At 52.3% G+C, this 15208-nt stretch carries 11 protein-coding genes and 1 pseudogene; 9 read left to right on the plus strand and 3 right to left on the minus strand.

Annotated elements, in window-relative coordinates:
- The 9 genes and pseudogenes from tuf to rpoC all read left to right on the plus strand — a co-directional run.
- Nucleotides 1-203 (plus strand): annotated as a pseudogene (tuf, locus tag ACOTXC_RS21915) (elongation factor Tu); the annotation flags it as partial.
- A gap of 227 nt (nucleotides 204-430) precedes the next feature.
- The gene (gene secE, locus ACOTXC_RS21920; protein ID WP_003862342.1) at nucleotides 431-814 is read left to right on the plus strand and encodes a preprotein translocase subunit SecE; all 384 of its coding nucleotides are present in this window, start codon (nucleotides 431-433) and stop codon (nucleotides 812-814) included.
- A gap of 1 nt (nucleotide 815) precedes the next feature.
- Nucleotides 816-1361 carry a transcription termination/antitermination protein NusG gene (gene nusG / locus ACOTXC_RS21925; RefSeq protein WP_003862341.1) on the plus strand — a complete coding sequence of 182 codons (546 nt, stop codon included), beginning with the start codon at nucleotides 816-818 and terminating at the stop codon, nucleotides 1359-1361.
- Between the two features lie 156 nt (nucleotides 1362-1517).
- Nucleotides 1518-1946: a 50S ribosomal protein L11 gene (gene rplK / locus ACOTXC_RS21930; protein ID WP_003862340.1), complete on the plus strand. Its 429-nt coding sequence runs from the start codon at nucleotides 1518-1520 to the stop codon at nucleotides 1944-1946.
- A gap of 3 nt (nucleotides 1947-1949) precedes the next feature.
- Nucleotides 1950-2654: a 50S ribosomal protein L1 gene (gene rplA, locus ACOTXC_RS21935; protein ID WP_006810530.1), complete on the plus strand. Its 705-nt coding sequence runs from the start codon at nucleotides 1950-1952 to the stop codon at nucleotides 2652-2654.
- 289 nt (nucleotides 2655-2943) lie between these two features.
- Nucleotides 2944-3441, plus strand: coding sequence for a 50S ribosomal protein L10 (gene rplJ / locus ACOTXC_RS21940; protein ID WP_003862338.1), 498 nt, complete (start codon nucleotides 2944-2946; stop codon nucleotides 3439-3441).
- Nucleotides 3442-3507: 66 nt separating this feature from the next.
- Nucleotides 3508-3873: a 50S ribosomal protein L7/L12 gene (gene rplL, locus ACOTXC_RS21945; RefSeq protein ID WP_002445276.1), complete on the plus strand. Its 366-nt coding sequence runs from the start codon at nucleotides 3508-3510 to the stop codon at nucleotides 3871-3873.
- A gap of 319 nt (nucleotides 3874-4192) precedes the next feature.
- Nucleotides 4193-8221: a DNA-directed RNA polymerase subunit beta gene (gene rpoB / locus ACOTXC_RS21950; protein WP_023299068.1), complete on the plus strand. Its 4029-nt coding sequence runs from the start codon at nucleotides 4193-4195 to the stop codon at nucleotides 8219-8221.
- Between the two features lie 76 nt (nucleotides 8222-8297).
- Nucleotides 8298-12521, plus strand: coding sequence for a DNA-directed RNA polymerase subunit beta' (gene rpoC / locus ACOTXC_RS21955; protein ID WP_023299069.1), 4224 nt, complete (start codon nucleotides 8298-8300; stop codon nucleotides 12519-12521).
- A 115-nt stretch (nucleotides 12522-12636) separates the two neighbouring features.
- Here the strand turns inward: rpoC and ACOTXC_RS21960 are convergent, their stop codons facing one another.
- The 3 genes from ACOTXC_RS21960 to ACOTXC_RS21970 form a co-directional block, all read right to left on the minus strand.
- Entirely contained in the window at nucleotides 12637-12954 is a 318-nt protein-coding gene (locus tag ACOTXC_RS21960) for a PTS lactose/cellobiose transporter subunit IIA (protein WP_003862327.1), read from the minus strand.
- The gene (locus ACOTXC_RS21965) at nucleotides 12954-13262 is read right to left on the minus strand and encodes a PTS sugar transporter subunit IIB (RefSeq protein WP_010425948.1); all 309 of its coding nucleotides are present in this window, start codon (nucleotides 13260-13262) and stop codon (nucleotides 12954-12956) included. Before ACOTXC_RS21965 ends, ACOTXC_RS21960 begins: the two co-directional genes overlap by 1 nt.
- A gap of 180 nt (nucleotides 13263-13442) precedes the next feature.
- A complete protein-coding gene (locus ACOTXC_RS21970) occupies nucleotides 13443-14984 on the minus strand; it encodes a sensor domain-containing diguanylate cyclase (protein WP_421767952.1) in 1542 nt (513 codons plus the stop codon).
- Between the last annotated feature and the right edge of the window lie 224 nt (nucleotides 14985-15208).

Consider the following 15208-nt stretch of genomic DNA (forward strand, 5'->3'; position numbering starts at 1 on the left):
GTCCACAGTTCTACTTCCGTACAACTGACGTGACCGGTACCATCGAACTGCCAGAAGGCGTAGAGATGGTAATGCCAGGCGACAACATCAAGATGGTTGTGACTCTGATCCACCCAATCGCGATGGACGACGGTCTGCGTTTCGCAATCCGTGAAGGCGGCCGTACCGTTGGCGCGGGCGTTGTTGCTAAAGTTCTCGGCTAATCGCTGATAACATTTGACGCAATGCGCAATAAAAGGGCATCATTTGATGCCCTTTTTGCACGCTTTCACATCAGAACCTGGCTCATCAGTGATTAATTTTGTCATAATCATTGCTGAGACAGGCTCTGCGGAGAGCGTATAATACGAAAAGCGAATAGCATTTCGATTGGTTTGCCTCGCACTCGCGGGGTGAAAATGTTTGTAGAATACTTCTGACAGGTTGGTTTATGAGTGCGAATACCGAAGCTCAAGGGAGCGGGCGCGGCCTGGAAGCGATGAAATGGGTAGTTGTAGCCGTGCTGCTGATTGTGGCGATTGTCGGCAACTATCTTTATCGTGACATGATGCTGCCGCTACGCGCGCTTGCAGTGGTAATTCTGATTGCTGCGGCGGGTGGTGTCGCGCTGTTGACGACGAAAGGCAAAGCGACCGTTGCGTTTGCCCGCGAAGCGCGTACCGAAGTCCGCAAGGTCATTTGGCCGACTCGCCAGGAAACATTGCACACCACGCTGATTGTAGCGGCGGTAACCGCTGTAATGTCACTGATCCTGTGGGGACTGGATGGTATTCTGGTTCGCCTGGTATCCTTTATCACTGGCCTGAGGTTCTGAGATGTCTGAAGCCCCTAAAAAGCGCTGGTACGTCGTTCAGGCGTTTTCCGGTTTTGAAGGCCGCGTAGCTACGTCGCTGCGTGAGCATATCAAATTACACAATATGGAAGAGTTATTTGGCGAAGTTATGGTTCCGACCGAAGAAGTGGTTGAGATCCGTGGCGGCCAACGTCGCAAAAGCGAGCGTAAATTCTTCCCGGGTTACGTGCTGGTTCAGATGGTGATGAACGACGCGAGCTGGCACCTGGTGCGCAGCGTACCACGCGTGATGGGCTTTATCGGCGGCACATCTGACCGTCCGGCGCCAATCAGCGACAAAGAAGTTGATGCGATTATGAACCGCCTCCAGCAGGTGGGTGATAAACCGCGTCCGAAAACGCTGTTTGAACCGGGTGAGATGGTTCGTGTTAACGACGGTCCGTTTGCTGACTTTAATGGCGTCGTCGAAGAAGTGGACTACGAGAAGTCCCGCCTGAAAGTTTCCGTTTCTATCTTTGGTCGTGCGACCCCGGTAGAGCTGGACTTTGCTCAGGTAGAAAAAGCCTAAGCAGCGATCAAAAAAGCGACGATTTAATCGTTGCACAGGGCGCGAGATTGGAATACAATTTCGCGCCTTTTGTTTTTATGGGTTCCGACCCGTAAAACGAATTTTATTCACGGGGAGCCTCTCCGAGGCGTTATTACCCAATCAGAGGATTTTAGAATGGCTAAGAAAGTACAAGCCTACGTCAAGCTGCAGGTTGCAGCAGGTATGGCGAACCCAAGTCCACCAGTTGGTCCAGCTCTGGGTCAGCAGGGTGTGAACATCATGGAATTCTGTAAAGCGTTCAACGCCAAAACTGAATCCATGGAAAAAGGTCTGCCAATCCCAGTTGTAATCACTGTTTACGCTGACCGTTCTTTCACTTTCGTTACCAAAACCCCTCCAGCAGCAGTTCTGCTGAAGAAAGCAGCGGGCATCAAGTCTGGTTCCGGTAAGCCGAACAAAGACAAAGTGGGTAAAATTTCCCGCGCTCAGCTGCAGGAAATCGCGCAGACCAAAGCTGCCGACATGACTGGTTCCGACATTGAAGCGATGACTCGCTCCATTGAAGGTACTGCACGTTCCATGGGCCTGGTAGTGGAGGACTAAGAAATGGCTAAACTGACCAAGCGCATGTCCGTGATCCGTGACAAAGTTGATGCGACCAAACAGTACGACATCAACGAAGCTATCGCTCTGCTGAAAGAACTGGCAACTGCTAAGTTCGTTGAAAGCGTTGACGTTGCCGTTAACCTGGGCATCGACGCTCGTAAATCCGATCAGAACGTTCGTGGCGCAACTGTACTGCCACACGGTACTGGCCGTTCCGTACGCGTAGCTGTATTTGCTCAGGGTGCAAACGCTGAAGCGGCTAAAGCTGCCGGCGCTGAACTGGTAGGTATGGAAGATCTGGCTGATCAGATCAAGAAAGGCGAAATGAACTTTGACGTTGTTATTGCTTCTCCAGATGCAATGCGCGTTGTTGGCCAGCTGGGCCAGGTTCTGGGTCCACGCGGCCTGATGCCAAACCCGAAAGTGGGTACTGTAACTCCTAACGTTGCTGAAGCGGTTAAGAACGCTAAAGCAGGTCAGGTTCGTTACCGTAACGACAAAAACGGCATCATCCACACCACCATCGGTAAAGTGGACTTTGACGCTGACAAACTGAAAGAAAACCTGGAAGCTCTGCTGGTTGCGCTGAAAAAAGCTAAACCAACTCAGGCGAAAGGCGTGTACATCAAGAAAGTTAGCATCTCCACCACCATGGGTGCAGGTGTTGCAGTTGACCAGGCTGGCCTGAGCGCTGCTGCAAACTAATGCCTTTACGTGGGCGGTGATTTTGTCTACAATCTTACCCCCACGTTTGCTAACAAAAGTTAGCGGCTAAAAGAATTGTTCGTTGGAGCCTGGCCTATCCAGGCCTCCGTCGAAGACCGCAGGTGTTTCGCAAGAAACTTAATCCCCTGCGTAGACGGTGACAGAACGCTAAGATTATTTTAAATACTCTGGCTTGTTTCTGCTCACCGTATTAAGACGCTCTTCCCGTTGGGTCGAGTGAAGTGAGTTCCGGAACATGAGTTCCGGCAAACATCCAGGAGCAAAGCTAATGGCTTTAAATCTTCAAGACAAACAAGCGATTGTTGCTGAAGTCAGCGAAGTAGCCAAAGGCGCGCTGTCTGCAGTAGTTGCGGATTCCCGTGGCGTTACTGTAGACAAAATGACTGAACTGCGTAAAGCAGGTCGTGAAGCTGGCGTATACATGCGTGTTGTTCGTAACACCCTGCTGCGTCGCGTAGTTGAAGGTACTCAGTTCGAGTGCCTGAAAGACACGTTTGTTGGTCCGACCCTGATTGCATACTCTATGGAACACCCGGGCGCTGCTGCTCGTCTGTTCAAAGAGTTCGCGAAAGCGAATGCAAAATTTGAGGTCAAAGCTGCAGCCTTTGAAGGTGAGTTGATCCCGGCATCGCAAATCGATCGCCTGGCCACCCTGCCGACCTACGAAGAAGCAATTGCACGCCTGATGGCAACCATGAAAGAAGCTGCGGCTGGCAAACTGGTTCGCACTCTGGCTGCTGTACGCGATGCGAAAGAAGCTGCTTAATCGCAGTTATCTTTATAAAGCATTTGCTTACGTATAAACTTATTCTGATTTTCAGGAACAATTTAAATGTCTATCACTAAAGATCAAATCATTGAAGCAGTAGCAGCTATGTCCGTAATGGACGTTGTAGAGCTGGTTTCTGCAATGGAAGAAAAATTCGGTGTTTCTGCTGCTGCTGCTGTAGCTGTAGCTGCGGGCCCGGCTGAAGCTGCTGAAGAAAAAACTGAATTCGACGTAATTCTGAAAGCTGCTGGCGCGAACAAAGTTGCTGTAATCAAAGCAGTACGTGGCGCAACTGGCCTGGGTCTGAAAGAAGCTAAAGACCTGGTAGAATCTGCTCCAGCTGCGCTGAAAGAAGGCGTGAGCAAAGACGACGCAGAAGCACTGAAAAAATCTCTGGAAGAAGCTGGCGCTGAAGTTGAAGTTAAATAAGCCAACTTTTCTGGTTGCAGCCTAAGTAATTAGGCTGATGGCTGGTGACTTTTTAGTCACCAGCCTTTTTGCGCTGTAAGGCATCAGCAGCATTTCACACTGTTTGACTGCTGGTTGTCCTGACAATGCTTGTTTCTATCGACGACTTAATATACTGCGACAGGGTGCTCGCTCTGTGTAAATCGCAATGAAATGGTTTAAGCGTGATAGCAACAGGTATTGCGGAAAGTATTCAATTTTCCGGTCCACAAAATGGTGTTGCACAAACTGTCCCTTCGTCGGACAGATGGGTCGACTTGTCAGCGAGCTGAGGAACCCTATGGTTTACTCCTATACCGAGAAAAAACGTATTCGTAAGGATTTTGGTAAACGTCCACAAGTTCTGGACATTCCATATCTCCTTTCTATCCAGCTTGACTCGTTCCAGAAGTTTATCGAGCAAGATCCTGAAGGGCAGTACGGCCTGGAAGCAGCCTTCCGTTCCGTGTTCCCGATTCAGAGCTACAGCGGTAATTCCGAGCTGCAGTACGTCAGCTACCGCCTTGGCGAACCGGTGTTTGACGTTCAGGAATGTCAGATCCGTGGCGTGACCTATTCCGCACCGCTGCGCGTAAAACTGCGTCTGGTGATCTACGAGCGCGAAGCGCCGGAAGGCACCGTAAAAGACATTAAAGAACAAGAAGTCTACATGGGTGAAATTCCACTCATGACGGACAACGGTACTTTCGTTATCAACGGTACTGAGCGTGTTATCGTTTCCCAGCTGCACCGTAGCCCGGGCGTCTTCTTCGACAGCGATAAAGGTAAAACGCACTCTTCCGGTAAAGTACTGTATAACGCACGCATCATTCCTTACCGTGGTTCATGGCTGGACTTCGAATTCGATCCAAAAGACAACCTGTTTGTCCGTATCGACCGTCGTCGTAAGCTGCCTGCAACCATCATTCTGCGTGCACTGAACTATACCACTGAGCAGATCCTGGACCTGTTCTTTGAGAAAGTGATCTTTGAAATCCGCGACAACAAGTTGCAGATGGAGTTGGTGCCGGAACGTCTGCGTGGTGAGACCGCGTCGTTCGACATCGAAGCCGACGGCAAAGTGTATGTGGAAAAAGGTCGCCGTATCACCGCGCGCCACATCCGCCAGCTGGAAAAAGATGATATCAAACACATCGAAGTTCCGGTTGAATACATTGCAGGAAAAGTAGCCGCGAAAGATTACGTTGATGAATCAACTGGCGAGCTGATCTGCCCGGCGAACATGGAGCTGAGCCTGGATCTGCTGGCTAAGCTGAGCCAGTCTGGCCACAAACGTATCGAAACGCTGTTCACCAACGATCTGGACCACGGTCCGTACATCTCTGAGACTGTACGCGTCGACCCAACCAACGATCGTCTGAGCGCGCTGGTTGAAATCTACCGCATGATGCGTCCTGGTGAGCCACCAACTCGCGAAGCGGCTGAAAGCCTGTTCGAGAACCTGTTCTTCTCCGAAGACCGCTACGATCTGTCCGCGGTAGGTCGTATGAAGTTCAACCGTTCTCTGCTGCGCGACGAAATCGAAGGTTCCGGTATCCTGAGCAAAGACGACATCATTGAAGTGATGAAGAAGCTCATCGATATCCGTAACGGTAAAGGCGAAGTGGACGATATCGACCACCTTGGCAACCGTCGTATCCGTTCCGTAGGCGAAATGGCGGAAAACCAGTTCCGCGTTGGCCTGGTTCGTGTAGAGCGTGCGGTGAAAGAGCGTCTGTCTCTGGGCGATCTGGATACCCTGATGCCTCAGGATATGATCAACGCCAAGCCGATTTCTGCGGCAGTGAAAGAGTTCTTCGGTTCCAGCCAGCTGTCTCAGTTCATGGACCAGAACAACCCGCTGTCTGAGATCACGCACAAACGTCGTATCTCTGCACTCGGCCCAGGCGGTCTGACCCGTGAACGTGCAGGCTTTGAAGTTCGAGACGTACACCCGACTCACTACGGTCGCGTATGTCCAATCGAAACGCCTGAAGGTCCAAACATCGGTCTGATCAACTCCCTGTCCGTGTACGCACAGACAAACGAATACGGTTTCCTTGAGACCCCGTATCGTAAAGTGACCGACGGTGTGGTTACCGACGAAATTCATTACCTGTCTGCTATCGAAGAAGGCAACTACGTTATCGCTCAGGCGAACTCCAACCTGGATGACGAAGGCCACTTTGTAGAAGATCTGGTTACCTGCCGTAGCAAAGGCGAATCCAGCCTGTTCAGCCGCGACCAGGTTGACTACATGGACGTATCCACCCAACAGGTGGTATCCGTCGGTGCGTCCCTGATCCCGTTCCTGGAACACGATGACGCCAACCGTGCATTGATGGGTGCGAACATGCAACGTCAGGCCGTTCCAACTCTGCGTGCTGATAAGCCGCTGGTTGGTACCGGTATGGAACGTGCTGTTGCCGTTGACTCCGGTGTTACAGCAGTTGCTAAGCGTGGCGGTACCGTTCAGTACGTTGACGCATCCCGCATCGTTATCAAAGTTAACGAAGACGAGATGTATCCGGGCGAAGCGGGTATCGACATCTACAACCTGACCAAATACACCCGTTCTAACCAGAACACCTGTATCAACCAGATGCCTTGCGTATCTCTGGGTGAGCCAGTTGAGCGCGGCGACGTGCTGGCAGACGGTCCGTCCACCGACCTCGGTGAACTGGCGCTCGGTCAGAACATGCGCGTAGCGTTCATGCCGTGGAACGGTTACAACTTCGAAGACTCCATCCTCGTCTCCGAGCGTGTGGTTCAGGAAGATCGTTTCACCACCATCCACATTCAGGAACTGGCCTGTGTGTCCCGTGACACCAAGCTGGGGCCAGAAGAGATCACTGCCGACATCCCTAACGTGGGTGAAGCTGCGCTCTCTAAACTGGATGAATCCGGTATTGTTTACATCGGCGCGGAAGTGACCGGCGGCGACATTCTGGTTGGTAAGGTTACACCGAAAGGCGAAACCCAGCTGACGCCAGAAGAGAAACTGCTGCGTGCTATCTTCGGTGAGAAAGCGTCTGACGTTAAAGACTCTTCTCTGCGCGTACCAAACGGTGTTTCCGGTACGGTTATCGACGTTCAGGTCTTCACTCGTGACGGCGTTGAGAAAGATAAGCGTGCGCTGGAAATCGAAGAGATGCAGCTCAAACAGGCTAAGAAAGACCTGTCTGAAGAACTGCAAATCCTCGAAGCGGGTCTGTTCAGCCGTATCTATGCGGTGCTGGTTGCCGGTGGCGTTGAAGCTGAGAAGCTCGACAAACTGCCACGCGATCGCTGGCTGGAGCTGGGCCTGACCGACGAAGAGAAACAGAATCAGCTGGAACAGCTGGCTGAGCAGTATGACGAACTGAAACACGAGTTCGAGAAAAAACTCGAAGCGAAACGCCGCAAAATCACTCAGGGCGACGATCTGGCACCAGGCGTGCTGAAGATTGTTAAGGTGTATCTGGCTGTTAAACGTCAGATCCAGCCTGGTGACAAGATGGCAGGTCGTCACGGTAACAAGGGTGTTATCTCTAAGATCAACCCGATCGAAGATATGCCGCACGATGCTAACGGTACGCCGGTAGATATCGTACTGAACCCACTGGGTGTACCGTCTCGTATGAACATCGGTCAGATCCTGGAAACCCACCTGGGTATGGCTGCGAAAGGTATCGGCGACAAGATTAACGCCATGCTGAAGCAGCAGGAAGAAGTCGCGAAACTGCGCGAGTTCATCCAGCGTGCCTACGATCTGGGTACCGACGTGCGTCAGAAAGTCGACCTGAACACCTTCAGCGATGATGAAGTTCTGCGTCTGGCGGAAAACCTGCGTAAGGGTATGCCAATTGCAACGCCGGTATTCGACGGTGCAAAAGAAGCTGAAATTAAAGAGCTGCTGCAACTGGGTGGTCTGCCAACGTCTGGTCAGATTACGCTGTTTGACGGCCGTACCGGTGAACAGTTCGAGCGTCCGGTAACCGTAGGTTACATGTACATGCTGAAACTGAACCACCTGGTCGACGACAAGATGCACGCTCGTTCTACCGGTTCTTACAGCCTGGTTACTCAGCAGCCGCTGGGTGGTAAGGCTCAGTTCGGTGGTCAGCGCTTCGGGGAGATGGAAGTGTGGGCGCTGGAAGCATACGGCGCAGCATACACCCTGCAGGAAATGCTCACCGTTAAGTCTGATGACGTGAACGGTCGTACTAAGATGTATAAGAACATCGTAGACGGCAACCATCAGATGGAACCGGGCATGCCAGAATCCTTCAACGTACTGTTGAAAGAGATTCGTTCGCTGGGTATCAACATCGAACTGGAAGACGAGTAATTCTCGCTCAAACAGGTCACTGGTGTCGGGTTAACCCCCGACACCAGATTGTGCTAACTCCGACGGGAGCAAATCCGTGAAAGATTTATTAAAGTTTCTGAAAGCGCAGACTAAAACCGAAGAGTTTGATGCGATCAAAATTGCTCTGGCTTCGCCAGACATGATCCGTTCATGGTCTTTTGGTGAAGTTAAAAAGCCGGAAACCATCAACTACCGTACGTTCAAACCTGAGCGTGACGGCCTTTTCTGTGCGCGTATTTTCGGGCCAGTAAAAGACTACGAGTGCCTGTGCGGTAAGTACAAGCGCCTGAAACACCGTGGTGTGATCTGTGAGAAGTGCGGCGTTGAAGTGACCCAGACCAAAGTACGCCGTGAGCGTATGGGCCACATTGAGCTGGCGTCTCCAACTGCTCACATCTGGTTCCTGAAATCTCTGCCGTCCCGTATCGGCCTGCTGCTGGATATGCCGCTGCGCGATATCGAACGTGTTCTGTACTTCGAATCTTATGTTGTGATCGAAGGCGGGATGACGAATCTGGAACGTAACCAGATCCTGACCGAAGAACAGTATCTGGACGCGCTGGAAGAGTTCGGTGACGAATTCGACGCGAAGATGGGTGCGGAAGCTATCCAGGCCCTGCTGAAGAGCATGGATCTGGAGCAAGAGTGTGAAACTCTGCGCGAAGAGCTGAACGAAACCAACTCCGAAACCAAGCGTAAAAAGCTGACCAAGCGTATCAAACTGCTGGAAGCGTTCGTACAGTCTGGTAACAAACCAGAGTGGATGATCCTGACCGTTCTGCCGGTTCTGCCGCCAGATCTGCGTCCGCTGGTTCCGCTGGATGGTGGTCGTTTCGCAACGTCGGATCTGAACGATCTGTACCGTCGCGTGATCAACCGTAACAACCGTCTGAAACGTCTGCTGGATCTGGCTGCGCCGGACATCATCGTACGCAACGAAAAACGTATGCTGCAGGAAGCGGTAGATGCCCTGCTGGATAACGGTCGTCGCGGTCGTGCGATCACCGGTTCTAACAAACGTCCTCTGAAATCTTTGGCCGACATGATCAAAGGTAAGCAGGGTCGTTTCCGTCAGAACCTGCTCGGTAAGCGTGTTGACTACTCCGGTCGTTCTGTAATCACCGTAGGTCCATACCTGCGTCTGCATCAGTGCGGTCTGCCTAAGAAAATGGCTCTGGAGCTGTTCAAACCGTTCATCTACGGCAAGCTGGAACTGCGTGGCCTGGCCACCACCATCAAAGCCGCTAAGAAAATGGTTGAGCGTGAAGAAGCTGTCGTTTGGGATATCCTGGACGAAGTGATCCGCGAACACCCGGTACTGCTGAACCGTGCACCAACTCTGCACCGTTTGGGTATCCAGGCATTTGAGCCAGTCCTGATCGAAGGTAAAGCGATCCAGCTGCACCCGCTGGTTTGTGCGGCCTATAACGCCGACTTCGATGGTGACCAGATGGCTGTTCACGTACCGCTGACGCTGGAAGCCCAGCTCGAAGCGCGTGCGCTGATGATGTCTACCAACAACATCCTGTCTCCAGCGAACGGTGAACCTATCATCGTTCCTTCTCAGGACGTTGTATTGGGTCTGTACTATATGACCCGTGACTGTGTTAACGCCAAAGGCGAAGGCATGGTGCTGACTGGCCCGAAAGAAGCTGAGCGTATTTATCGCGCTGGCCTGGCCTCTCTGCATGCGCGCGTTAAAGTGCGTATCACCGAATACGAAAAAGATGAAAACGGCGAATTCGTGGCGATTACCAGCCTGAAAGACACGACCGTTGGCCGTGCGATTCTGTGGATGATCGTACCGAAAGGTCTGCCTTTCTCCATCGTCAACCAGGCGCTGGGCAAGAAAGCGATCTCCAAAATGCTGAACACCTGTTACCGCATTCTGGGCCTGAAGCCGACCGTTATCTTCGCTGACCAGACAATGTACACCGGCTTTGCTTATGCAGCGCGTTCAGGTGCATCTGTTGGTATCGATGACATGGTCATCCCAGAGAAGAAACACGAGATCATCTCTGAAGCGGAAGCTGAAGTTGCTGAGATCCAGGAGCAGTTCCAGTCTGGTCTGGTAACCGCAGGCGAACGTTACAACAAAGTTATCGATATCTGGGCTGCGGCGAACGATCGTGTATCCAAAGCGATGATGGATAACCTGCAAACCGAAACCGTGATTAACCGTGACGGCGTAGAAGAGCAGCAGGTCTCCTTCAACAGCATCTACATGATGGCCGACTCCGGTGCGCGTGGTTCTGCGGCACAGATTCGTCAGCTGGCAGGTATGCGTGGTCTGATGGCGAAGCCAGATGGCTCCATCATCGAAACGCCAATCACCGCGAACTTCCGTGAAGGTCTGAACGTACTCCAGTACTTCATCTCCACGCACGGTGCGCGTAAAGGTCTGGCGGATACCGCATTGAAAACGGCGAACTCCGGTTATCTGACGCGTCGTCTGGTTGACGTTGCGCAGGATCTGGTCGTCACCGAAGACGATTGTGGCACCCTCGAAGGTATCACCATGACCCCGGTTATCGAGGGTGGTGATGTTAAAGAGCCGCTGCGCGATCGCGTACTGGGTCGTGTGACCGCGGAAGACATCCTGAAGCCGGGCACCGCAGACATTCTGGTTCCACGCAACACTCTGCTGCACGAACAGTGGTGTGACCTGCTGGAAGCGAACTCTGTTGACTCTGTGAAAGTGCGTTCCGTTGTATCCTGTGACACCGACTTTGGTGTGTGTGCGCACTGCTACGGTCGTGACCTGGCGCGTGGCCACATCATCAACAAAGGTGAGGCTATCGGCGTTATCGCGGCACAGTCCATCGGTGAGCCGGGTACACAGCTGACGATGCGTACGTTCCACATCGGTGGTGCGGCATCTCGTGCGGCTGCTGAATCCAGCATCCAGGTGAAAAACAAAGGTAGCATCAAGCTCAGCAACGCGAAGTCTGTTGTTAACTCCGCAGGCAAGCTGGTTGTGACTTCTCGTAACACCGAGCTGAAGCTGATCGACGAATTCGGTCGTACCAAAGAGAGCTATAAAGTGCCTTACGGTGCGGTTATGGCGAAAGGTGATGGCGAGCAGGTTGCCGGCGGCGAAACCGTAGCAAACTGGGATCCACACACCATGCCGGTTATCACCGAAGTAAGTGGTTTCATCCGCTTCACTGACATGATCGACGGCCAGACCATTACTCGTCAGACCGACGAGCTGACCGGTCTGTCTTCTCTGGTGGTTCTGGATTCTGCTGAACGTACTACCGGTGGTAAAGATCTGCGTCCTGCACTGAAAATCGTTGATGCTCAGGGTAATGACGTTCTGATCCCTGGCACCGATATGCCTGCGCAGTACTTCCTGCCGGGTAAAGCGATTGTACAGCTGGAAGATGGCGTACAGATCAGCTCTGGTGACACCCTGGCGCGTATTCCTCAGGAATCCGGCGGTACCAAGGACATCACCGGTGGTCTGCCACGCGTTGCGGACCTGTTCGAAGCACGTCGTCCGAAAGAGCCTGCTATCCTGGCTGAAATCAGCGGTATCATCTCCTTCGGTAAAGAGACCAAAGGTAAGCGCCGTCTGGTTATCACGCCAGTAGATGGCAGCGAGCCGTACGAAGAGATGATTCCTAAGTGGCGTCAGCTCAACGTGTTCGAAGGTGAACGCGTGGAACGTGGTGACGTGGTCTCCGATGGTCCAGAAGCGCCGCACGACATCCTGCGTCTGCGTGGTGTGCATGCTGTTACTCGTTACATTGTTAACGAAGTACAGGACGTATACCGTCTGCAGGGCGTTAAGATTAACGATAAGCACATCGAAGTTATCGTTCGTCAGATGCTGCGTAAAGCAACCATCGAAAACGCGGGCAGCTCCGACTTCCTGGAAGGCGAGCAGGTTGAATACTCACGCGTTAAGATCGCTAACCGCGATCTGGAAGCGAACGGCAAAATCGGTGCGACCTTTGCACGCGATCTGCTGGGTATCACCAAAGCGTCTCTGGCAACCGAGTCCTTCATCTCTGCTGCATCGTTCCAGGAAACCACTCGTGTCCTGACCGAAGCGGCTGTTGCAGGTAAACGTGATGAACTGCGCGGTCTGAAAGAGAACGTTATCGTGGGTCGTCTGATCCCGGCCGGTACCGGTTATGCGTACCACCAGGATCGTATGCGTCGTCGTGCAGCGGGTGAACTGCCAGCTGCACCGCAGGTGACTGCCGAAGATGCATCCGCGAGCCTTGCAGAACTGCTGAACGCAGGTCTGGGCGGTTCCGACAACGAGTAATCGTTGATGCCCGGTAGGTAAAATTACCGGGCATATGAATCACAGGTCGGGTAAGCGCAGCGCCACCCGACAATAAAAAACCCGCCTCGGCGGGTTTTTTTACGTCTGTATGTCTTCAATTCACTAACGGGATGCGTCGATAAAGCTCAATCATATCGCCCGCCAGATCCTGAATGACCATCGCGTTCATCAGGTGATCCTGAGAGTGAACGGTGATCAGGTTAACCGGAAGTTTCCCGGTCCCTTCGTCAAGACCGATGAGCTGCGTCTGGATAGTATGCGCATGTTTCACATATTCACGCGACTCTTCCATCGCTTTCTCGGCTTCGTCAAAGTCACCTTTTCGCGCCATCTGCAACGCTGTCAGGGCCGCACTGCGCGCCGCACCTGCATTGACCAATAGCTCCATGATTGTGGTTTCTAAGTCTTCCATTATGACTCCAGCAGCTTGAGCGCTTTTTCCAGTACGGCATCACCTTTCATCATGCCGTAATCCATCATGTCGATAACCGCGACCTTTTTTCCGAGCGGATCGGCCTGCGCCTGGAGTTTTGCCTGTTCGTATTTAACCTGTGGCCCCAGTAATACGATATCAGCCGTCGCGATGTTATCTTTAAACTCCGCGACCGGAACGGCTTTAATGGTTACTTCGACTCCTTTTTTCTGCGCGGCATCTTTCATACGTTGAACCAGCATGCTGGTTGACATTCCCGCTGCACAGCATAAAACGATGTTCTTCATAGTCAGCCTCGATCTACATGTGTTTATTGATAATTATCCCGCGCAGACCGCTTCAACAACCGCTTTACCGCGATTGTGTGTCAGGCATCACAAAGAAATCGGCATTTTTCTGAAACCGGTTACAATTTTATACATGAAAGCATTCTGCCCGTCTTAACGGGCGGAATTTCAGGAAGGGTATTATCGGCTGGCCGTGCTTACGATGCGGTTTTTACCCTGTTGTTTAGCGGTATACAGCGCTTCATCTACGCTGCCGATAAATTGTTCCAGCGGTTCGAAGTGCCACTCTCCCACCCCCGCGCTGAAGGTTACTCGCAGGTTCTCTTCCCGCCAGGTCCGTTTTTCCACGGCGGTGCGCCAGGCTTCCAGTAGCGCGTGCGCGGAGTTCATCAGCTCGGCCGGGAAAATCACCCCGAACTCTTCCCCACCGTAGCGGTAAACGGAAACGTGGTGAGGCTGCATGATCTGAATACCTTCGCGCGCCACGCTGCGCAGAACAATATCCCCGCTCAGGTGGCCCCAGGTGTCGTTAATAGATTTGAAGTTATCGATATCGACCAGCGCCAGAACGAAGGGTTGATGAGCGGTCAGCAGCTCATCCACATCGTTGTCGAAAGCACGGCGGTTCTTGCAGCCTGTCAGCGCATCATGGGTGGCCTGACGGACATAGGCCAGCTCGCGTTCTTTATTGGTTCGAATGGTATGGCTGAGCATCGCCTCAAGACGTGGCGCCTGATTGACGTCTCCGGTTTTGATGGCGTTGATAATGTTCATCAGCACAGAACGCGAGGCATGGCGCAGATAGAGCCCGAACAGAATGATGATGATTGCCGCCAGCGCAAATCCCCAGCCGACGACGGTGGTTTCATGCCGGGTGATGACGGAAAGCGTGGCATCGGAGACCCGATAAATCACAAACCAGTCCGGATTGGTGAAAGAGTAGTAGTAATACCAGGTTTTACTTTTGGGGTCGAAAAGATGCCCTTCGCCGCTGGTCATTTTGTCCATCAGCGCTTCGCTTACGTACTGCTTAAAGAGCGCCCCCGTGTCCGGATGCAGCACAACGGCGCCGTCACGTTCCACGACAAAAAACTCACCCTGAACCGGTGCCACCATCTGGCGCAGGGTATACCCCATGGAGGTTAAATCAAGATAGAAAGCGAGCGTGCCCTTCAGACGGCCTTCCGGTGAAATGACCGGTTTATAGAGGGTGACCGTAGGATGTTGGGTGAAATAGTCCAGATAGGGGCGGGTGTAGTGAGGAAAGTTGCTGGCTTCCGCTTGCCCGATAAACCATGGGCGTGTTCGTGCGTCGAACGACCTACTCTTCTCCGTTGGCAGTACTTCCGGCGCGCGCAGATGGTGCCCTTCGGTGTCCGCCAGAGAGATAGACGACACCGTGGGCATCAGGTTCTGCAAATGCATTAACATCTGCAAACCCTGTGTCGGATCGATATTTATCGTCTGATTCACTCTGTCTTCACGGGCGTAGTACATCGCAGCGCGACCAAGAATATAGTCGTTTTCTCGCAGAATGGATTCGGTATAGTTCACCGCCAGATTATGGGTGAAGTTGCCATTAATTTTATGATAATCCTCAATAAAATCCTTCCGTTGTGAAAGGATGACCAGGATCGCGATTATCGCGAAACTGAACAGAATCCCCGCGAAGCTGACCATAATTGGTCGGGTGAAAGAGAGCTTTTTACTGTGGAGTGCCATGAGTTGTGCATCAATCCAGATGGTAGACGCGTTGCGTCTGTCGATATCCTCAGCATAGTCGCTGTCAGATTGCTGGTAGTAAATTATACAGAAAGCGATTTCCGACGGGTTGATTTATCTTAAGAGTAGATAAGAAACGACGTATTTATTTTATCAATTGAAATTTTGTTTAAGGGGCGGAGGGCAGGGCGAAACGAGGAAGAAGCATTTTCACCCTGGTCAGC

The sequence above is a fragment of the Enterobacter cloacae complex sp. IR5428 genome (assembly GCF_049238585.1).
In the GTDB taxonomy this organism is placed as follows: Bacteria; Pseudomonadota; Gammaproteobacteria; order Enterobacterales; family Enterobacteriaceae; genus Enterobacter; species Enterobacter intestinihominis.